Source organism: Streptomyces sp. NPDC034085 (genome assembly GCF_055575555.1).
In genome coordinates, this window is record NZ_JBVISL010000004.1 from 683,193 (window position 1) to 702,887 (window position 19,695).

12 protein-coding genes are annotated in these 19,695 nt (G+C 75.6%); 5 read left to right on the plus strand and 7 right to left on the minus strand.

The genetic code is table 11. The features are described 5' to 3' along the window. The first annotated feature begins 76 nt into the window (after positions 1-76). The 5 genes from ACZ501_RS17970 (at position 77) to ACZ501_RS17990 (ending at position 9,268) form a co-directional block, all read left to right on the plus strand. The gene (locus ACZ501_RS17970) at positions 77-2,506 is read left to right on the plus strand and encodes a SpoIIE family protein phosphatase (protein ID WP_468796427.1); all 2,430 of its coding nucleotides are present in this window, start codon (positions 77-79) and stop codon (positions 2,504-2,506) included. A gap of 74 nt (positions 2,507-2,580) precedes the next feature. Then, entirely contained in the window at positions 2,581-3,210 is a 630-nt protein-coding gene (locus ACZ501_RS17975; RefSeq protein ID WP_468796429.1) for a hypothetical protein, read from the plus strand. 82 nt (positions 3,211-3,292) lie between these two features. Next, complete coding sequence (locus ACZ501_RS17980; protein ID WP_361610635.1) at positions 3,293-3,658, plus strand: NYN domain-containing protein; 366 nt, start codon at positions 3,293-3,295, stop codon at positions 3,656-3,658. 156 nt (positions 3,659-3,814) lie between these two features. Continuing rightward, positions 3,815-7,888: a Pls/PosA family non-ribosomal peptide synthetase gene (locus ACZ501_RS17985; RefSeq protein WP_468796431.1), complete on the plus strand. Its 4,074-nt coding sequence runs from the start codon at positions 3,815-3,817 to the stop codon at positions 7,886-7,888. A 36-nt stretch (positions 7,889-7,924) separates the two neighbouring features. Continuing rightward, a complete protein-coding gene (locus tag ACZ501_RS17990) occupies positions 7,925-9,268 on the plus strand; it encodes a M1 family metallopeptidase (protein WP_468796433.1) in 1,344 nt (447 codons plus the stop codon). A gap of 31 nt (positions 9,269-9,299) precedes the next feature. On the opposite strand, the gene ACZ501_RS17995 is transcribed toward ACZ501_RS17990, so the two are convergent. The 7 genes from ACZ501_RS17995 to ACZ501_RS18025 all read right to left on the minus strand — a co-directional run bounded on the left by ACZ501_RS17995 (position 9,300) and on the right by ACZ501_RS18025 (position 19,549). Continuing rightward, positions 9,300-10,724 (minus strand): hypothetical protein, encoded by a 1,425-nt coding sequence (locus tag ACZ501_RS17995; RefSeq protein ID WP_468796435.1) that lies wholly within the window; start codon positions 10,722-10,724, stop codon positions 9,300-9,302. Between the two features lie 156 nt (positions 10,725-10,880). Continuing rightward, positions 10,881-12,017 carry a substrate-binding domain-containing protein gene (locus ACZ501_RS18000; protein WP_468796437.1) on the minus strand — a complete coding sequence of 379 codons (1,137 nt, stop codon included), beginning with the start codon at positions 12,015-12,017 and terminating at the stop codon, positions 10,881-10,883. Between the two features lie 30 nt (positions 12,018-12,047). Continuing rightward, entirely contained in the window at positions 12,048-13,082 is a 1,035-nt protein-coding gene (locus ACZ501_RS18005) for an ABC transporter permease (protein WP_468796439.1), read from the minus strand. After that, positions 13,079-14,602 carry a sugar ABC transporter ATP-binding protein gene (locus tag ACZ501_RS18010; protein ID WP_468796441.1) on the minus strand — a complete coding sequence of 508 codons (1,524 nt, stop codon included), beginning with the start codon at positions 14,600-14,602 and terminating at the stop codon, positions 13,079-13,081. The genes ACZ501_RS18005 and ACZ501_RS18010 overlap by 4 nt, the downstream gene beginning before the upstream one ends. A gap of 35 nt (positions 14,603-14,637) precedes the next feature. Beyond that, on the minus strand, positions 14,638-17,421 hold the full coding sequence (locus tag ACZ501_RS18015) for a SpoIIE family protein phosphatase (protein ID WP_468796442.1): 2,784 nt from the start codon (positions 17,419-17,421) through the stop codon (positions 14,638-14,640). A gap of 102 nt (positions 17,422-17,523) precedes the next feature. Then, positions 17,524-18,489: a cyclase family protein gene (locus ACZ501_RS18020; RefSeq protein ID WP_468796444.1), complete on the minus strand. Its 966-nt coding sequence runs from the start codon at positions 18,487-18,489 to the stop codon at positions 17,524-17,526. A gap of 109 nt (positions 18,490-18,598) precedes the next feature. Further along, positions 18,599-19,549 (minus strand): AEC family transporter, encoded by a 951-nt coding sequence (locus ACZ501_RS18025; RefSeq protein ID WP_468796446.1) that lies wholly within the window; start codon positions 19,547-19,549, stop codon positions 18,599-18,601. Positions 19,550-19,695 lie beyond the last annotated feature (146 nt).

Here is a 19,695-nt window from a genome sequence, read left to right on the forward strand (position 1 = left end):
CGGACAGCTGCGCGCGCAGGGTGGTGGAGGGCCGTACAGTACCTCCGCCCCACCTCCGGCATGGCATCCTCGACCTATGGAGGGCGAGTCCGTGCTACCCGCCGCGGGCGACGCCGCGGCCCCTGAGCTGCTGGCGCTGGCCAGGGTCGTGGCCAGGCTGCGTGCCGAGGTCGTCGACCTGGAGAACGTCGCCTCGATGACGGCCGTCCTGGAACGGGCCAAGGGCGTGGTGATGGCCCAGGCCGGCGTCTCGGCCGACGCCGCGTACCAGTTGCTGGCCGACCGCGCCGCGCAACGCCGTCGCACCGTCCTGGAAGAGTGCTGGATCACGCTGGGGCGGGCGGGCAGCGCCCCTCCCGAGCCGCCGCCGGCCGGCCCACAGGACCCGGCCCCCGTACTCGCCCAGCCGGACGCCTCGCCCTTCCGTACGAGCCGCTACCTCGTCTCCGGAACGCCCCGGGCCGGGAGCCGGTCGCTGCTCGCCCGGCTGGCCCAGGGGCTGGCAGGCGTCCGCACCCCCGACGAGGTCGCGGAGCTGCTGCGGTCGGTGTTCGCCGAGCCGGAGGACGTGGACGCGGTGATGATCTACACCGTGGCGGCCGCCGGCAGCCTGGCGCTGGCCGGACAGGCCGGCGCGGGCGACGCGACGGCCGAACAGTGGCGCCACATCCCCCCGCTCAGCGGGGTGGCCGCCCTGGAGGCCCTCAGCACCGGCGAGGCCCTGTGGCTGGAGGACCCGGACCGGGACGCCGCCCGGTACCTGCTGATCGGCGATCCCCCCGCCCGGTGGCCCTCGCGCGCCTGGCTCCCGGTGCCCGGCAGCGCGCCGGTGACGGCGGTGGTCGGGTTCTTCCGCAGCCGCCAGGGCCCCTTCGACGCCCGCACCCGGACCCTGCTGCGGCGGGCCGTGCGGCTCTGCGGTGGCCTGCTGCGCGAGGACCCGGGTCCGCACGGACCCGACCCGCTGCGCGACGACGTGACCGCCGTCCAGACCGTCTTCGACGCCATCGCCGGACCCGCGGTCCTGCTGACACCGCTGCGCTCGCGCGCGGGGGAGGTCGAGGACTACCGGATCGAGGCGGCCGCACCCGAGTCGGTGGACGTGGCGGGGCGGCGCGGGAAGGAACTGGTCGGCCGGCGGATCCTGGAGACCTATCCGACGGTGGCCGGCACCGCGCTGTGGGAGGGCTACCTCGACGCCCTGACCACCGGGGCGGTGTACGAGGGCGAGCCGTTCGTCTACGAGGAGGTCAGCGCCGGGGTGCCGCAGCAGTCCGTGTACTCCGTGCGCGCGGCCCGGCTGGGGGAGCGGCTGGTGGTGTCGTGGATCCGCCACGACACGAGCGAGCGGGAGACCCGCCGGCTGGCCGACATGCAGCGGCTGGGGAACCTCGGCTGGGCGGGCTGGAACCTGGTCACGGACACCATCACCTGGTCCGACCAGGTCTACGCGATCTTCGACCGGGAGCCGGCGCTGGGCCCGATGCGGCTGGAGGAACTGCCCCGCCACCTGCTGGCGGAGGACCTCCCCAGGCTGGCCTCGGCGGTGCAGCGGCTGCTGGCCGACGGCAGGGCGGTCGACCAGCAGTTCCGCATCAGCACCCGTCAGGGGGTACGGCACCTGCGGATCGTGGCGGAGGCCCAGACGGACGCGGACGGCAGCCCGGTGGAGGTGCACGGCTTCTTCCAGGACCTGACCGCGCAGCGGGACGTCGAACAGGCCCTGCTGGAGAGCGAACGCGCCAACCTCGTCCAGCGCGGCATGCTGAAGGCCGAACGCGCCCTCGCCGCCCGCCTCCAGGACACCCTCCTGCCCATCCCCGAACAGTCGCTGGAGCTGGCCGGCCTGCGCGTCGACGTCGCGTACGTTCCCGCCGACAGCGGGATCAACGTCGGCGGCGACTGGTACTCGGCCATCGAACTCCCGGACAGGAGCGCCCTGTTCGTGGTCGGTGACGTCGCCGGACACGGCCTGGGCGCCGTCGGCACCATGGCCCAGCTGCGGTTCACCACCAAGGGCATGACCATCACCGGCTCCCCCCTCCCGGAGGTGCTGCGCCTGCTGAACACCCTCCTGCTGCACACGGCGGTCGATCCGCACGGGGCGACGGCCACCATGGTGATGGGCCGCTACCAGCCCTGGGACCACCGCCTGACCTGGGTACGGGCCGGACACCTGCCGCCCCTGCTGCTCCGGGACGGCGAGGCGCGCTTCCTGCCGCAGCCGGAAGGCTGCCTGCTGGGGGCCGCGTACGACTCCTCGTACGGCCAGGAGACGATCGACCTGCTGCCGGGGGACCACCTGCTGCTCTACACGGACGGCCTGGTGGAGGACCCCGGCGAGGACATCGGAGCGGGCCTCGACCGGCTCGCCGACACCGCCCTGCGGCTGCTGCGGGAGGGCCGGGGCGACACCCTCGCCCGCTCCCTGGCGGCGCTGCGGCAGCTGAACCGGGACGACATCTGCGTCCTCGACATCAACGTGCCCGGCACCCGCCCCCGGTGATCATGAACGGTGGGCGATGGGGGAGAATCGCCTGCACCGGACATGACCACCGAAGAAGGACAGGAGCACGCCCGTTGAACGAGGAAAGTCGCCAACAGGCCCGGCAGTTCCTCCAGCCGGGGGAGCACCTCATAGCCGCCTGCTCCCACGAACTCGGCCCGGGCGTGCCCACCCCTCCCGAGTCGATGCTCGCGCCGCCGGAACCCCCCGACCTCCAGCGGCGGATCGAGGCGCGCCTGCCCCGCCCGCTGCGGCAGCTGGCCAAGTCCCGGGGCCTCGACCCCCGTCGGTCGAGGCCGGCCGCCGCGGCGGACGCGGCCGACCGGATGCCGGACGCCCCGGACGGCCTCGGCTCGCGCGCGACGTACGGCACGAGCATGGAGGGCGGCTGGGAGAGCGCGGCCGGACACTTCGTCATCGGCCGCGCCAACGTACGCGGTTCGCTCACCTGCGTGCTGGCCCTCACGGACCGGCGCTGGTTCGGCCTCAGCGACGTCTCGCCGCTGTGGCAGACGACCCCCGTGATGAAGCAGTTCTGGGAAGTGCCCCGTTCGGCCGTGGCCGCCGTGCGCGCCAACCCGACGGGCGCCCTCCAGATGGGCCGTATGGACATCGAGTTCACCGACGGCTCCTGGGTCGCCCTCCTCGCCACGGCACCCGCGCACGCGAGGCCCTTCGCCGCCGCCTCCGCCCGCTACCGCTGACCCGCCCACCCGGCCGACGGTCGACCTGTCCGACGTCTGCGTCGTCGCCGCCCCCGAGACGGCGGTGGCAGAATGGCGGAACGTGAGCGAACCCCTGAGCCGCCGGCCCGTCCTGATCGTCGACGCGGCGAACGTCGTGGGCTCCGTGCCCGACGGGTGGTGGCGCGACCGCAAGGGCGCCGCGGAGCGGCTGCGCGACCTCCTCGCCGGACGGGACGCGGGCGAGGAGGTCATCCTCGTCGTCGAGGGCGCGGCCCGGGGCGTCGAGTCCGTGCCCGGGGTCCGCGTCGACGCCGCCCCCGGCAGCGGCGACGACCGCATCGTGGAGCTGGCCGCCGCCCATGCCGACCGCCCCTGCGTGGTGGTCACCGCCGACCGGGCGTTGCGCGAACGGGTGAAGGCGTACGGCGCGCAGTGCGCCGGCCCCCGCAGCGTGCGACCGTCCTAGAGGGACACCGCATCCGGCCACGCCCGGGCTCCAACGGGAAAATCCCCGACGGCGACCCTAGGCTGGTGGGCTGTTCGCCGCCGGACCGGAACAACCCGGGCAGACCCGGGCTCCACCGGGGCCCCGGACGCCTCCGGGAGCGAGACGTGAGGGCCCATGGCAGCCACACCTGAGCGTGCTGACCTCACTCTGACGGCCGACGGGGCCAGGCCGGCCGAGGCCGCCCCCGCCCCCGGCCGCGTGGTCTCGCACGGGATCCTGCCCGAAGGCGCTCTGCCCGACCGGATCCTGTCCGAGCGGGCGGTGTCCGGCGGGGTCCCGCCCGGCGAGGCCGACCGGGCTGCGGACGGTGGCGGAGAGCCGTCGGGGGGCGCCGGCGCGTACGCCCTGTTCTCCGCCGGGCCCGCCGCCCCGCCCCGCACCCTCCTCGACGTCTTCGAGGCCTCCGTACGGGCCCACCCCGACGAACCCGCCCTGGACGACGGCACCTCCCGGCTGACCTACCGGGCCCTGGCCGCGCAGGTCGAGCGCCGGCGGCGGGCGCTCGCGGCCGCCGGGGTGGGGCTCGGCGACCGGGTCGGCGTCCGCATCCCCTCCGGTACCAACGAGCTGTACGTGGCCGTCCTCGCCGTCCTCGCCGCGGGCGCCGCCTACGTGCCGGTCGACGCCGAGGACCCGGACGAGCGGGCCCGGCTGGTCTTCGGCGAAGCCGGCGTACGCGCGGTGATGGGCGCCGGACGGCGCATCGACCCCGTTGACGGCGCCCGCCCCGCCGGCCCCCGCGCTCCCGCCCCCGCCGCCCGGCCCGGCCCCGGACACGACGCGTGGATCATCTTCACCTCCGGCTCCACCGGCAGGCCCAAGGGCGTCGCCGTCAGCCACCGCAGCGCCGCCGCCTTCGTGGACGCCGAGGCCGCCCTGTTCCTCGCCGACGAGCCGATCGGGCCCGGCGACCGGGTCATGGCCGGGCTCTCCGTCGCCTTCGACGCCTCCTGCGAGGAGATGTGGCTGGCCTGGCGCCACGGCGCCTGCCTCGTGCCCGTCCCCCGCCACCGCGTCCGCAGCGGCGCCGACCTCGGTCCGTGGCTGGTGGAGCAGGAGATCACCGTCGTCTCCACCGTGCCGACACTGGCCGCGCTCTGGGAGCCCGCAGCCCTCGACGAGGTCCGGCTGCTGATCTTCGGCGGGGAGGCCTGCCCGCCCGAACTGGCCGCCCGCCTGGTCACCGAGGGCCGCGAGGTCTGGAACACCTACGGCCCCACCGAGACCACCGTCGTCGCCTGCGCCGCCCTGCTGACCGGCGAGGCACCCGTCAGGATCGGACTCCCGCTCGGCGGGTGGGAGCTGGCCGTGGTCGACGGCGCGGGCGAGCCCGTCCCCATGGGCGGCAGCGGCATGCTCGTGATCGGCGGCGCCGGCCTCGCCCGCTACCTCGACCCCGCCAAGGACGCCGAGAAGTACGCCCCGCTGGAATCCCTCGGCTGGCCGCGCGCCTACCGCAGCGGCGACCTCGTGCGCGCCGAACCGGAGGGCCTGGTCTTCCTCGGCAGGAGCGACGAGCAGGTCAAGCTCGGCGGCCGCCGGATCGAACTCGGCGAGGTCGACGCCGCGCTCCAGGCCCTGCCCGGGGTCGCCGGCGCGGCCGCCGCCGTCCGCACCGCCCGCGGCGGCAACCAGCTCCTCGTCGGCTACCTCGTCACCCAGGACGGCTGGGACCGGACCGCCGCGCTCGAACGGCTGCGCGCCGAACTGCCCGCCGCGCTCGTACCGCTGCTCGCGCCGGTCGACGCCCTGCCGACCCGCACCTCCGGCAAGGTCGACCGCGACGCGCTGCCCTGGCCCCTGCCGGGACCGGAGACGGCGGGCCCCGCCGCGCAGCTGTACGGCACGGAGGCCTGGCTCGCCGAACAGTGGAGCGAGACCCTCGGCGTCCCCGTGACCGGCCCGGACGACGACTTCTTCGCGGCCGGCGGCAACAGCCTCGCCGCCGCGCAGCTCACCACCCGGCTGCGCACCCGCTACCCCCGGGTGGCCGTCCTCGACGTCTACCAGAACCCGACGCTGCGCAGACTGGCCCGGCGGCTGGAGAGGTCCGTGCGCGAGGACGGCGCCGCCCGGACCGTCGCACCGGTGCCGTTGCGCTCCAGGGCCGCCCAGTGTCTGCTGCTGCTCCCGCTTTTCACCCTCGTCGGCCTGCGCTGGACGGTGGTCGCGCTGGCCCTGGGCAACCTGCTGCACCGGCTCGGGCCGTACCCGTGGGCGCCGACCGCCTCCTGGTGGTACGTCGCCGCCGGCGCGGCCCTGCTCTTCAGCCCGCCCGGCCGCCTCGCGGTCGCCGCCGGCGGCGCGCGCCTGCTGCTGCGCGGGGTCAGGCCGGGACGCCACCCGCGCGGCGGGAGCGTGCACCTGCGGCTGTGGACGGCCGAGCGGCTCGCCGAGTGCTCCGGCGCCACCTCCCTCACCGGCCCCTGGCTCCAGCGCTACGCCCGGGCCCTCGGCGCCCGCGTCGGCCCCGAGGTGGACCTGCACTCCCTGCCCCCCGTCACCGGCATGCTCAGGCTCGGCCGCGGCTGCGCCGTGGAGTCGGAGGTGGACCTCTGCGGCCACTGGCTCGACGGGGACCGGCTCGAGATCGGCCCGGTCAGGATCGGCGCGGGAGCGGTGGTCGGCACCCGCAGCACGCTCTTCCCCGGCGCACGGGTCGGCAAGCGCGCCGAGGTGGCACCGGGCTCCGCCGTGACCGGACAGGTCCCGACCGGCCAGCGCTGGGCCGGAGCCCCGGCCGTCAAGCTCGGCCGGGCCAAGCACGCCTGGCCGCAGGAGCGCCCGCCGCGCGGCGCCCACTGGCGGGCCGTCTACGGCGCCACCGGCACCTGCCTCACCGCCCTGCCCCTGCTCGCCGCCCTGCCCGCCCTGCTCGTCGCGGCCCGGTTCGTGCCCGCCGACGCCGGCCCCGCCGAGGCCCTGCGCGGCGCCCTCCTCGCCGTGGTGCCCGGGGCGCTCGCCTACGCCCTGGCGTACGCGCTGCTCCTGCTGGCCGCCGTACGGCTGCTCAGCCTCGGACTGCGCACCGGCACCCATCCCACCCACAGCCGCGTCGGCTGGCAGGCCTGGGCGGTGGTCCAGCTGATGGACCTGGCCCGTGCGACCCTCTTCCCGCTGTACGCCGGCCTGGTCACACCGGTGTGGCTGCGGCTGCTCGGCATGCGCGTGGGGCGGGGCGCGGAGGTGTCCACCGTTCTCGCCCTGCCGAGCCTCACCACCGTCGGCGACGGCGCGTTCCTGGCCGACGACACCCTGACCGCCCCCTGCGAACGGGGCGGCGGCTGGGTGCGGATCGGACGCTCCGAGATCGGCCGCGGGGCGTTCCTCGGCAACTCCGGGATGACCGCGCCCGGCCGCACCGTGCCCGACGGAGGGCTGGTCGGCGTCCTCTCCGCCACTCCGAAGAAGGCCAAGAAGGGCAGCTCCTACCTGGGCCTGCCCCCGGTCAGGCTGCCGCGGTCCGCCGCGGCCGCCGACCGCAGCCGTACGTACGACCCGCCCGCGCGGCTCCTGTGGGCGCGCGGGCTCGTCGAGCTGGGCCGGCTGCTCCCCGTGTTCTGCTCGGCCGCGCTGGCCGTCCTCACCCTGGCGGCGCTGTGCGCCCTCGGCTCGGGGAGCGCGCTGGGCGTGGCGGGAGCCGCCCTGGCCTCGGGGGCGGTGCTGCTCACCGCCGGTGCGGCCGCCGCCGCGGTCACCGTCGCCGCGAAGTGGCTGCTGGCGGGCCGCCACCGCCGGGGGGAGCACCCGCTGTGGAGCGGCTCCGTGTGGCGGGGCGAACTGGCCGACACCTTCGTGGAGGTCCTGGCCGTGCCCTGGCTCGCCGGATCGGTACCCGGCACACCGCTGCTGGTCCTGCTGCTGCGCGGGCTCGGGGCGCGCATCGGCCGCGGCGTGTGGTGCGAGAGCCACTGGCTGCCCGAGGCGGACCTCGTGACCCTCGGCGACGCCGTCACCGTGAACCGCGGCTGCGTGCTCCAGACGCACCTCTTCCACGACCGGATCATGCGGACGGATACTGTGGTCCTCCGCGAGGGCGCCACCCTGGGCCCGGGCGGAATCGTCCTGCCCGGGAGCACGGTCGGGGAACGCAGCACCCTGGGTCCCGCCTCCCTCGTGATGGCCGGGGAGTCCGTCCCCGCCGACACCCGGTGGCTGGGCAATCCGATCGAGGCGTGGCGGTCCTGAGCGGACCCGGGCACAGCGCAGGGAGCGGAACCGGCGATGAGCGGCCAGACGGGGGCGGCGGACCCCTACTTCCCGGACAACGGCGACCACCGGTACCGCGTGCACCGGTACGAACTCGCCCTGGAGTACCGGCCCGGGCCCAACCGCCTCTCCGGGACCGCGCGGCTCAGCGCCATCGCCGGCCCGGCCGCGCTGGCCGAGTTCCAGCTGAACCTGGCCGCGTTCCGCGTCGGCCGGGTCCTGGTGGACGGCCGGGCCCCCCAGTACACCCACCGGGCCGGCCGGCTGCGCGTCCGGCCGGCCAAACCCCTGCCCGCCACGTCCGCGTTCACCGTCGAGGTGCAGTGGGCGGGCAACCCCAGGCCGGTGCGCAGCCCCTGGGGCGGCATCGGCTGGGAGGAGCTGACCGACGGGGCGCTGGTCGCCAGCCAGCCCGTGGGAGCGCCCTCCTGGTACCCGTGCAACGACCGCCCGGCCGACAAGGCGAGCTACCACATCTCGCTCAACGTCCCTTCCGCCTACACGGTGGCCGCCGTGGGCCGCCTGCTCACCCGCACCACCCGGTCCAGCACCACCACCTGGGTGTACGAGCAGCCCGCGCCCACCCCCAGCTACCTGGTGGGCCTCTCCATCGGCCCGTACCGGACGGTGCTGCTCGGCGACCCCGAGTCCGGCGGCGTCCCGCAGAGCGCCCACGTGCCGGCCCGCCTGCTGCCCCGGTTCTCCCACGACTTCGCCCGCCAGCCCGCCATGATGCGGCTCTTCGAGGAGCTGTTCGGCCCCTACCCCTTCGGCGAGTACGCGGTGGTGGTCGCCGACGAGGAGCTGGACGTCCCCGTGGAGGCGCAGGGGCTGTCCCTGTTCGGCGCCAACCACGTGGACGGCGTACGCGGTGCGGAGCGGCTCGTCGCCCACGAGCTGGCCCACCAGTGGTTCGGCAACAGCGTGGGCATCGCGGACTGGCGCCACATCTGGCTCAACGAGGGCTTCGCCAAGTACGCCGAATGGCTCTGGTCGGAGCGCTCCGGCGGCCGCCCCGCGCACGAGCACGCGGCCGCCGCGCACCGCCTGCTGGCCTCGCGGCCCCAGGACCTCAGGCCGGCCGACCCCGGCCGCAAGCTGATGTTCGACGACCGCCTCTACCAGCGGGGCGGCCTCGCGGTGCACGCGGTGCGCTGCGCCCTGGGGGACGGGCGGTTCTTCCGCATGCTCCGCGACTGGACCACCCGGCACCGCCACGGGGTGGTGACCACCGGCGCCTTCACCGCCCATGCGGGCGGCTACGCCCCCGGACCGCTGGACGGCCTGTTCTCGGCCTGGCTGTACGAGCCGGCCCTGCCGCCGCTGCCGCCCCCGCCGTCCGGCGGCGGGGGCGGCTGAGCGGGCGGGGGCTCCTGAGCGGGCGGCGGCGTCACCGCCCGGCGCGGCCGCTCACGAGGGGCCACTCGCGGTGCAGGGCGCCCAGCGGGATGCGGCGCTCGACGAGCGGCGTGCCGAAGACCGAGAGCTGGAGCTGCAGCTGTCCGTTCAGGTCGAAGCCGCCGTACAGCGCCCAGGAGCCGTTCGCCGAGGTCTTCCCGTCGGAGGACGCGCTCGCCGCGGCGTCCGCCTCGCCGCGCAGGTAGGGGGCGAAGTCCGCGGTGACACCGACGGCCCCGTACAGGCCGACGGAGGCCTCGGCGCCGAGGGCGCCCTTGACGCGCCCGGCGGCGGTGACCGACGCCTTCACGGGGGTGCTGCGCACGGCCGAGGTGCTGACCGGGTTCCAGCCCTTGCCCGCCGCGTAGCTGCCGCCGACGCGGAAGTCGCCCTGGACGTCCTGCCGGACGTCGAGGGTGACCCGGCCGTCGGCCTCCACCTGGACGTAGCAGGTCAGTTCGAGGTTGACGACGACGGGGACCGGGCCCACCTGGATCACGGGGTTGCTGCGGAGCTTGGCGAACGGGATCCGCTTGGGCGCGCCCGTGCTCGCCGCGGCGCGGCCCTTGAGCGCCCACTGCGAGGACCAGTCGCCGCTCATGCCGAGGAAGGCGGCGTCCGGACCGTGGCCCGCGCCCTTGCCGCCGTCGTACGAGAACTCCACGCGGGGAGCGAGCTGTACGAAGCCGGACACCGAGGCGCCCGCGGAGGCGGGGGCGTCCGGGGCGGTGTCGACGGCGGCGTCCACGTCGAGCCGCAGGGTGCCCAGGGGCAGCTTGGCGCCCTCGGGCCCGAACCGGGCCCCCTGGCCCTTCGCCCACGAGAAGGTGACGCCCTTCATGAGGGGCTCGACGACGACCGAGGACGGGTCGACCGGGACCTTGCCGTCGGCCTTGTCGTCGCCGAGGGCGGCGGCCAGCGTCGCCGGAGCGGTCTTCACCTCGGTGCCGCGGTCGGTCTTCCCGACGACCTCGGTGACCGTGGCGAGCAGGCCGTCGGGAGCGCCGGGCGCCGGCGCACTGGCGATCACGTCGCCCACCGCGACGGGCTTGGCGGGGGAGGAAGGAGCGGCGGAGGGACCGGCAGAGGGACCGGCGGAGCGGCTCGGCGGGGCACCACCGCCCTGCTGGGCGGCGGATATGACGGCCCGTCCGCTCGCCTTGTCGTAGGAGGCGACCTTCAGAGCGGCCTTCTCCGGGCCCTGACCGCCGCGGGTGCGGGCGATGGGCGTGGGGGCGGACGACCCTTGGGGGGCGGCGTCCACGTCCAGTTGGCGCGTCCCGTCGGCGGCGGGAGCGAGGGCGGCGGGGCTGCCGGGCCCGTCCGCGGTCGTGGGGGCCGGAGACGAGCAGCCGGCGGCGGCGAGCGCCAGTGTGGTCAGTCCGGGCACCAGGAGGCGCCTGGCGAGCGTACGCACGTGGGTGTGACCTTCGCATAGGGGGGTGAAAGGCCGTTACCGATGGGTAACGTGAAGGCCGATCATGCCATGCGCGCCGGGTACCGGTCATATCGGGTCGGGCCCAACTCGCCCGCCTGACAAGGTGGTTGAAGTTTCATGCACGGAGCGCGCGGGTCAGCGCTGCCAGATCCTGCGGTACGCCTCGCGGTAGCCGGGCGGGTCCCAGGAGGCGGCCCCCCGGCTGTTGGCCGCCGTGGCGATGTGGACGGGGGCGACGTAGCCGCTCGCCGGCCGGCCGGCGAAGGCCCGGTTGAACTCGTCGACGATCTGCCAGCCCTGCTGGGACAGCGGCTCGGGCACCGTGGCGGCCTGGTACTGGCCCGAGTTGATGCGCTGGAAGGCGGAGGGGTCGCCGTCGCCCGCGCCGATGTTCAGCGGCGGACCCCCGCCGGGCCGCCCGGCCGCGCGCAGGGCCGCCGCCGCGTCCGCGAAGTACAGGTCGTTGATGGCGACCGAACGGCTCCACTCCTCCCGGAACCGGGACAGGAGCGAGGAGACCGCCTGCGGGGTGCGGCTGCTCGCGTCCGGGATCGGGATGTTCTCGTACGCCAGGATCCGCACCCCGGGGCAGGTGGCCAGCTCCCGCTTGATCAGCTCGGCCTTGTTGCGGGCGAAGGGGATCGAGTCGTCGGTGAACAGGACCACCCCGGCCGCGCCGCGCGACCCGGCGATGACCCAGTCGGCGCTGATCCGCGCCACGTCCCCCACCTCGGTGGTCACGTTGGTGAAGAGCGCCGGGTCCCTGCTCGGCCCGGGGGCGTCCACGGCGTGCCAGCCGATCACCGGGATGTGCGCCGCCCCCGCCCGCGCCATCTGCTGCGCCGTCAGGCGGGGGTCGAAGCCGCCGATCACGATGCCCGACGGCCTCAGGGTGACGGCCTGGGCGAGCGCCGCCTGGATGCCGGCCGGCGTGCCCTCCCCGTCGATCACCCGGACCGGCCAGCCGATGGCCCGCCCCGCCTCCTCGACCCCCTTCGCGACGCCCGCGACGCCGGGGTTGGTCATGGTCTGGGCGACGTAGACGAGGCTGCGCCCGGGGACCGCGGCGGGGCCGGTGGCGGGGCCGTTCCAGGACGCTCCGGTGCCCTCGGCCCGTCGCACGGCCGCCTCGGCCCGGGCGAGGGCGGCCGGGCAGCCGCCCTCCGACGGTCCGCTCCCGGCCGACGGGCCCTGCTCGCAGCCGGCCAGGAGGACGGCGGCCGCCGCGAGCAGGGCCGCGGTGGTGAGGGGGGTGCTGCGGTTCGGGTACACGGTGCTCCTGGCGTGGTGCGCGTACGGGGACTACGGGGTGGGCCCGGGCGGCCGGCGGGACGCGGCGGCCCCGGCGCGCAGCCGGCGGCGGGCCGCGTAGCCGGCCAGGCCGACGGCGATGAGCAGGGTCGCGCCGTTGAACAGCGGAGTGGCCCAGAACTGGGCGCCGAGCTGGCCGATCCCGGCGAGCCCGACGGCGAGCACGGCGACGGCCACGACCGTGCCGAGGGCGTTGGCGCGGCCGGGCCGGATCGTGGTGGACCCGAGGAGGGCGCCCACGAAGGCCGGCAGCAGGTAGTCCAGACCGACGCTCGGGTTGCCGGTCTGCTGCTGGGCGGCGAGGAGCACCCCGGCGAAGCCGGTGACCAGGCCCGAGCCGGCGAAGGCGGCCACGCAGTAGGCACGCGTGGGGATACCGAGGACGGCGGCGGCCCGCGGGCTGGAGCCGATGACGTACAGGCAGCGGCCGGCCGGCAGCCGCTCCAGCACCAACCACAGCACGGCCGCGACGGCCAGGACGTAGAAGGCGGGCAGCGGCAGCCCGAGGAACCGGGAGCCGTAGAGCGCGGTGAAGGAGGCGGGCAGACCCTGCGGACCGGGGACGATCCGGGCGCCGTCGGTGATCCACCCGGTGACGGCGTACATCATGCTGCCGGTGCCGAGCGTGGCGATGAAGGAGTCGATCTGCCCGAACTCGACGATCACGCCGGCCAGCGCGCCGGCCGCCGCGCCCGCGCACACCACCACCAGGCAGGCCAGGGGCCAGGGCCAGCCCTCGGTGACGACGAGCCGCATCACCATGACGTGCGCCAGCCCGAGGCCGTAGCCGATGGAGAGGTCGAACCTGCCGGTGGCGATCGGGATCGTCGCGCCGAGCGCCAGTACGGCGGGGATGGCCTGGCTGGACAGGATCGCGGCGACGTTGTCCCGGGTGGGGAAGGTGTCCGGCAGGACGAGGGAGAAGACCAGGAACAGCAGGGCGGCGAGGATCGGCAGGCCGTAACTGCCGACGTGGCGGCCGTGCAGGCGGTCCCGCGGGGAACGGGGCGAGAGGGCACGGGTCATGGGCCGGGCACGGTTCCGGTGACGGCCGGTACGGCCGAGGCGGTCCGGGTGAGCGCGGCCACGGTCAGGTCCGGGCCGGCCAGTTCGGCGTGGACGGTTCCGCGGACGAAGACCAGGGCGCGGTGGCACACGTCCGCGACCTCCTCGAAGTCGCCGGAGACGAGCAGCACCCCCAGCCCGGACGCCGCCGCCTCGTCGAGCAGCCGGTGGATCACGGCCTTGGCGCCCACGTCCACACCGGCCGTCGGCTCCTCCAGGACGAGCAGCCGCAGGCCTCCCCGCAGCCACCGGCCGACCACCACCTTCTGCTGGTTGCCGCCGGAGAGGGTGGCGATCGGCACCTCGGTGTCGCGCGGGTGTACGGAGAACCGGTCGATTAGGGCGGCCGCCCCGGCGCGCTCGCGCCGCGGCGCGGTCCAGCGCCACCAGGGAACACCGGCGGCACGGGGGTTCGCCAGGAAGTTCTCCCGCACCGTCAGGTCCGGGGCCAGACCCTCCTCCTGGCGGTTTCCGGCCACGAAGCCGACACCGGCGCGGAGGGCGCCCGCGACGGTGCGCGGGTGGTACGGGCGGCCCCCGAGCAGCACCCGGCCGCCGCGTACCGGCCGGACTCCGGCCAGGGCGCGGCCCACCTCCCGGTGCCCGGCGCCGGTCAGGCCGACCATGCCGAGGACCTCGCCGGCGCGCAGCTCCAGGCCGACCGGTCCGGCGTGCGCGGTCCGTACGCCGTCGAGCCGCAGCAGGGGTGCTCCCGCGGGGGCGGCGGCGCGCCGCCGCCGGGCCGGCTCGTGGCCCACGACGGCGTGAACCAGCCGGGCCGGGCCGTAGTCCGCGACCGCGCCCCGCTCGACCAGCCGGCCGTCGCGCAGGACGGCGAAGCCGTCCGCGACCCGGTACACCTCGTCGAGCCGGTGGGTGACGTAGAGGATGCCGTGCCCCCGGTCGCGCAGGGTGTGCAGCACTCCGAACAGCCGGGCGCAGTCGGCGGCCGGCAGCGTGGCGGTCGGCTCGTCGAGCACGATGACCTCGGCCCGCGCGGCCAGGGCCCGGGCGATGGCGACCAGCGAGCGTTCGGCGGGGGCCAGTTCGGCGATCCGGGCGTCGGCGTCGAGGTGCCCGGCGACCACCGCGAGGGCTTCCCCGCACTGCTCCCGGGTGCGGCGCCAGGAGATCAGGCCCGCGCGGCGCGGGTAGCCGGTGCCCAGGGCGATGTTCTCGGCGACCGTCATCCACTCGACCAGACCGAGGTCCTGATGGATGAACGACAGGTGCCGGGCTGCGCCGTGGGAGCCGAGGGGCTGCCCGGCCACCGTCACCCGGCCCGCGTCGGCGCGGTGGACCCCGGCGAGCACCTTGATGAGAGTGGACTTCCCGGCGCCGTTGGGGCCGAGCAGGGCGAGGACGCTGCCCCGGTGGAGGTCGAGGTCGACCGAGTCCAGCGCGAGGGTGCCGCCGAAGCGCTTGCACAGACCGCGCACGCGGACCAGAGGTTCTCCACCGAAGCGCGGAGGTGGGCTCATTCCCCGACTCTAGAGGATCACCCGGCGCGATCAGGTCACGCCGCGTCCAGGGCGCACTCGGCCCAGATGACCTTCCCCTCGGGCGTGTAGCGGGTGCCCCAGGCCTGGGCGAGCTGCGCCACCAGGAACAGGCCCCGCCCGCCCTCGTCGGTGTTGGCCGCCTGGCGCATGCGCGGGGCGGTGCTGCTGGCGTCGTACACCTCGCAGATCAGGGTGCGGTCGCGGATGAGGCGTACCCGGATGGGCTCGGCGCCGTAGCGGATGCCGTTCGTGACCAGCTCGCTGAGCAGCAGTTCGGTCGCGAAGGCGGATTCCTCCAGGCCCCAGCTGCTGAGCTGCCCCAGGGCGGCGGCGCGCACGTCGCAGACGCGGGCCGGGTCGGCGGGCAGCTCCCAGGTGGCGATCCGGTCGGCGGGCGTGGCGCGGGTACGGGCGACGAGGAGCGCGATGTCGTCGGCGGGGTGCTCGGGGGCCAGGGCGTCGAGGAGCGCCCGGCAGGTGTCCTCCGGGGAGCGGCCGGGGTCGGCGGCCAGGGTGCGCCGGAGCTCGTCCAGGGCCACGTCGATGTCGCGGTGGCGGTCCTCGACGAGCCCGTCGGTGTACAGGACCAGCCGGCTGCCTTCCGGAAGGTGCAGTTCGGCCGATTCGAAGGGCAGACCGCCCAGGCCCAGAGGGGGGCCGGCGGGCAGGTCGGGGAAGGAGACGGTGCCGTCGGGGAGCACCAGCGCGGGCGGCGGGTGGCCGGCACGGGCCATCACACACCGCTGCGTCGTCGGGTCGTAGACCGCGTACAGGCAGGAGGCGCCGACGATGGCGGTCCCGCCGAAGGCCGGGTCGTCCCCGCCCTCCTCCCGGTCCAGCCGCACCATGAGGTTGTCCAGGTGGGTGAGCAGCTCGTCGGGGGCCAGTTCCAGCTCGGCGAAGTTGCGGGCGGCGGTGCGCAGCCGGCCCATGGTCGCCGCCGCGTGCAGCCCGTGGCCGACGACGTCGCCGACGAGGAGGGCGACGCGGGTCCCCGACAGGGGGATGACGTCGAACCAGTCGCCGCCCACACCGGTTTCGGCGGGCAGGTAGCGGTGGGCGACCTCGACGGCGCTCTGTTCGGGCAGGCCGTGGGGGAGCAGGCTCCGCTGGAGGGTCAGGGCCAGCGTGTGCTCGCGGGTGTAGCGGCGGGCGTTGTCGATGCACAGGGCGGCGCGGGCGGCGAGTTCCTTGGCCAGGGCGCGGTCGTCGTCCCCGTACGGGGCGGGGTTGCGGGAACGGTAGAAGCCGACGACCCCCAGGACGACGCCGCGCGCGAGCAGCGGGACGGTGACGAGGGAGTGGATGTTGTGGGCGAGGAGCAGCTCGGCGTGGTCCGGGTCCTGGGCGATCCAGCCGAAGGCCGCCTTCAGATCGGGCTCCAGCACCGGCTGCCCGGTGGCCAGACAGCGCATGTGGGGCGTGGTCGGGCGCAGCTCCACCCGCTCGCCGACCGGGTAGAAGGGGCAGTCGTCGCGGATGCCGTGGACCACCGTGCGGTGCAGTTCGCCGGTCGGGTCCGCCGACTCCTCCCCGCGCAGGACGGATTCGGGCACGTCGACGGTGACGAAGTCGGCCAGTCTCGGGACCGCCGTGTCGGCCAGTTCCCAGGCGGTGCGGCCCACGTCCAGCGTCGTGCCGATCCGGGTGCTGGCCTCCGCCAGCAGCTCCAGGCGGCGCCGGGCCGCGACGGCGTACTTCCCCACCTCCGGCTCGCCCACCAGCACCAGGCCCCGCACCGCGCCGCGCCCGGAGCCGGCGGGGGCCGAACCGGGCGGAAGGCGCCCGGGCGGCGGCGGGGCGGCGTGCGCAAGGGCCGGCGAGCGGGCGGGCGCCGGGGCGTGGGCGGGAGCGGGGGCGTGCCGCTCCTCCTCGTCGGGGAGCAGTGCCTCGACGACGACCCCCTCCACCCCGGAGGGGCTCGTCACCGGGCGGCTGACCAGGGTGACCCGCCGTCCGCGGGACAAGGACACCTCCGCGGCGGCCCGGCGCGCGCCGGACAGCAGTTCCGTGGCCTTCTCCTTGAGGGTCGTCCGGTCGCTCTGCTCCAGCTCGCTCAGCAGCAGCTCCGCCAGGGTCAGCGGATGCCCGTCGAGGGCGGCCTCCCCGCCGGCCCGGGCGCGCAGCCGGCTCCCGGCCTCCAGGTAGGCCTGGAGCAGGTCGCGCTCGCGGGCCGAACTCTGCTCCATCAGCCGCCGTTCGATCGCCTCGGCGGCCTTGCGCACCACCGGGGCCAGCGCGGGGTCCGCGTCCGTGTAGGGGTAGCCGAGGCACAGGACGCCCTCGATGTGCCCGCTGAGGCGGTCCCGGACGGGCACCGCGGTACACGCGCTCGACTGGGACCGCTCCGCGAAGTGCTCGGCGCCGTTGACCTGCACGAGCTGCCGCTCCGCGAGCGTGAGGCCGATCCCGTTCGTCCCCGCCACCCGCTCGGCGAAGACGAAGCCGGGCTGCGTCTGGATGGCGGGCAGCCGGCCGGGCAGCGACTTGTCGCCGAACCGCCGTTCGAGGACGGTGCCGTGGCCGTCGGCGAGGCAGATGTTCATCCGGCTGCCCGCGAAGATGGACGCCAGCCGGTCGAGCACGGGCCCGGCGGCGCGCACGAGGGGGCCGTCCGCGTCGAAGTCGTGCGTGAAGGGGAGCTCGGTCTGGTCCGGTGACAGTCCGAGCAGCATGCTGCGCTGCCAGGAGCTCAGGATCGGACTGCGCACGCTGCGCACGACCGACTCGGCGGAGCCGCCGTGCAGGAACCGGTCGCGGGACTGCACGGGGCCGATGCGGTCGTCCACGAGACCCATGAGCACCACTTCCCTCGCCGCAGGAGTCTCGATGGTCCGGTATGAGTATATTCCTCCGCTTTTTCCGGGTCGTGGGGGCCGGGGACCGGCGGCGACGGGCCGTCACAGGACCGCCACCGGATTGACCGGCGAGCCCGTCCCGCCCGGCACGTTCAGCGGCGTCACCGCGAGCATGAACGCGTAGCGGCCCGCCTCGGCGCAGGCGGCCGAGAGCGCCTCCAGGTCGAGGTTGTCCAGCAGCGGCACCCCCATCGCGGCGATGGCCAGGGTGTGGACCGGCGAGTGCAGGCCCTCCACCGGCGAGGGACGTACGTCGCTGTCCCCGTCCGCGCCGAGCAGGGCGACGGCCCGCCCGGCCAGCAGCGGCAGGGCGTCCACGTGCCAGCCGGCGCTGCCCGTGCCCGGATCCCAGGGACCCCTCTCCGCGCGGCGGCGAAAGCGTCCCGAGCGCAGCAGGACCGCGTCCCCTTCCCCGATCGTCACGCCGAGCGCCCGCTCCGCGGCGATGACGTCCCGCGCGCGCACCGCGTGCCCCGGCTCCAGCCACGCCACCCCCAGGACGGCGGGCAGGTCCAGCAGCACCCCCCGGGTGACCAGCGGGCCGAGCGCCGCGACCGACCCGAACCGGGCGCCGCCCGCGCCGACCGTCGCGCGCGCCGTGCGGCCGTCGTAGAGCTGCCCCCGGTAGCCGATGTGCGCCAGCGCGTCGAGGTGGGTGACCGCTTTGCCGTGGTAGTCCGCACCCAGGAAGTCCTTGTACGCGGACGGCTCCGGGCTCTCCATGTCGCCGAGGTCGGTCATGTGGTGCAGCGCCGGCCGCGCGTTGTCCGGCCCGGGGGCGGTGTCCCAGGGCCGCCCCATCGGCACCACCGTGCCCGTCCGGACCAGCTCGGCGGCCCTGCGCACGTGCTCCGCCGTCACCCGGTTCCAGGCGCCGCGGTCGGCCGCCTCCCACCGGCCCCAGGAGCGGACCGCCTCGAACAGGGCGTCGAACTCCCGGCGGGAGACGGCGTGCCCCTCCCCGGAACCTTCCGGCGGGGCGGGGGCGTCGTCGGCACTGCGGCTCATGGGGCACTCCGGGGTTCGTACGTCCGTCGTCGCCGTCCTCATGCCCGCCGGCGCGCGCGGTTCCGTCTTTCCGCGGCTTTCCACCCCGACGGCGCAGCGGGCCGCGGCCTCAGGCGGGCCGGGCCACCAGCTGCGTCCACAGCGGCAGGAGCACCAGGGCGACGACCGAACTCTTGATGACGAGGGAGGCCGACAGGTCGACTCCGACGTCGTAGCGCTGCGCGAAGACGAACAGGTTCTGCGGCGCGGGCATCGCCGCGATCAGGACGAGGTAGCGCAGCCAGTCGCCCTCCACCCCGAAGGCGTAGCGGCACACCGCGTAGGCGATCAGCGGCAGCGCCACGCACTTGAAGCCGATCAGGCAGACCTCCTCCCGGGTCGTGCCCCGGACCTCCAGGCCGCTCCCGCCCAGGTGCAGTCCGAGGGCGAACAGCGCCACGGGGGAGGCGCTGTCGCCGACGAAGGCGAAGCTGTCGAGCACGACCCGCGGCACCGTGACCGGCAGCAGGTTGAGCACGATGCCCGCGTTGCAGGCGATCACGACGGGCGTCATCAGCGAGGCGCCGACCGCCGATCCCAGCCGCCGCGCCGGACCGCCCGTCCGGTCCGGCCGCCCCAGCTCCATGACCGAGATGACGACCAGGGACAGCACGCAGACCTGGAAGAGCAGCACCGGGAAGACCGGCGCCGCGTCGCCGAACAGCATGATGAACACCGGCACGGCGAAGTAGGCGGTGTTGACCTGGACGGCGGCCATGATGCGCAGCGCCACGGCGCGCGGCTCCCGTACGCCCAGCACCCACGCCGCCGTCCCGACCAGCGCGGCCGCGGCGCACGCCGCGGCGGCGTAACCGGACAGGGCCCGCCACGCGAACAGGGCCCCCAGATCGCTGCGGTAGATGTTCCCGAAGAGGAAGCAGGGCACGGCGAAGAGGAACGCGTAGTCCGCGAAGGCCTTGGAACTCTCCGCCGGCACGACCTTCCGCCTCGCGAGGACGACGCCGCACCCGAAGGCCAGCACCACCGGTGCGAGTCTTTCCAGAGCCCCTGTCGCTCCCATGCGCGCGTGCCCTTGCTCTTGCGGCCCCCCGGGGGGACCGGGTGATGATCATCGAGGCGGCCGAAGGGCAGAATCGCACACGCGGTCGAGCGCGCGAACGGCGGCCTCTTTCTTGCCGTCCGGAGGATTCACCGGCGGTTCGCCGG

Excerpts from the sequence above, each read along its gene's own strand:
- ACZ501_RS18020 (WP_468796444.1), bottom strand. The coding sequence starts at position 18,489 with ATGAGCCGCAGTGCCGACGACGCCCCCGCCCCGCCGGAAGGTTCCGGG.
- ACZ501_RS17970 (WP_468796427.1), top strand. The coding sequence starts at position 77 with ATGGAGGGCGAGTCCGTGCTACCCGCCGCGGGCGACGCCGCGGCCCCT.
- ACZ501_RS18010 (WP_468796441.1), bottom strand. The coding sequence starts at position 14,602 with ATGAGCCCACCTCCGCGCTTCGGTGGAGAACCTCTGGTCCGCGTGCGC.
- ACZ501_RS18005 (WP_468796439.1), bottom strand. The coding sequence starts at position 13,082 with ATGACCCGTGCCCTCTCGCCCCGTTCCCCGCGGGACCGCCTGCACGGC.
- ACZ501_RS18025 (WP_468796446.1), bottom strand. The coding sequence starts at position 19,549 with ATGGGAGCGACAGGGGCTCTGGAAAGACTCGCACCGGTGGTGCTGGCC.
- ACZ501_RS18015 (WP_468796442.1), bottom strand. The coding sequence starts at position 17,421 with ATGGGTCTCGTGGACGACCGCATCGGCCCCGTGCAGTCCCGCGACCGG.
- ACZ501_RS17985 (WP_468796431.1), top strand. The coding sequence starts at position 3,815 with ATGGCAGCCACACCTGAGCGTGCTGACCTCACTCTGACGGCCGACGGG.
- ACZ501_RS17990 (WP_468796433.1), top strand. The coding sequence starts at position 7,925 with ATGAGCGGCCAGACGGGGGCGGCGGACCCCTACTTCCCGGACAACGGC.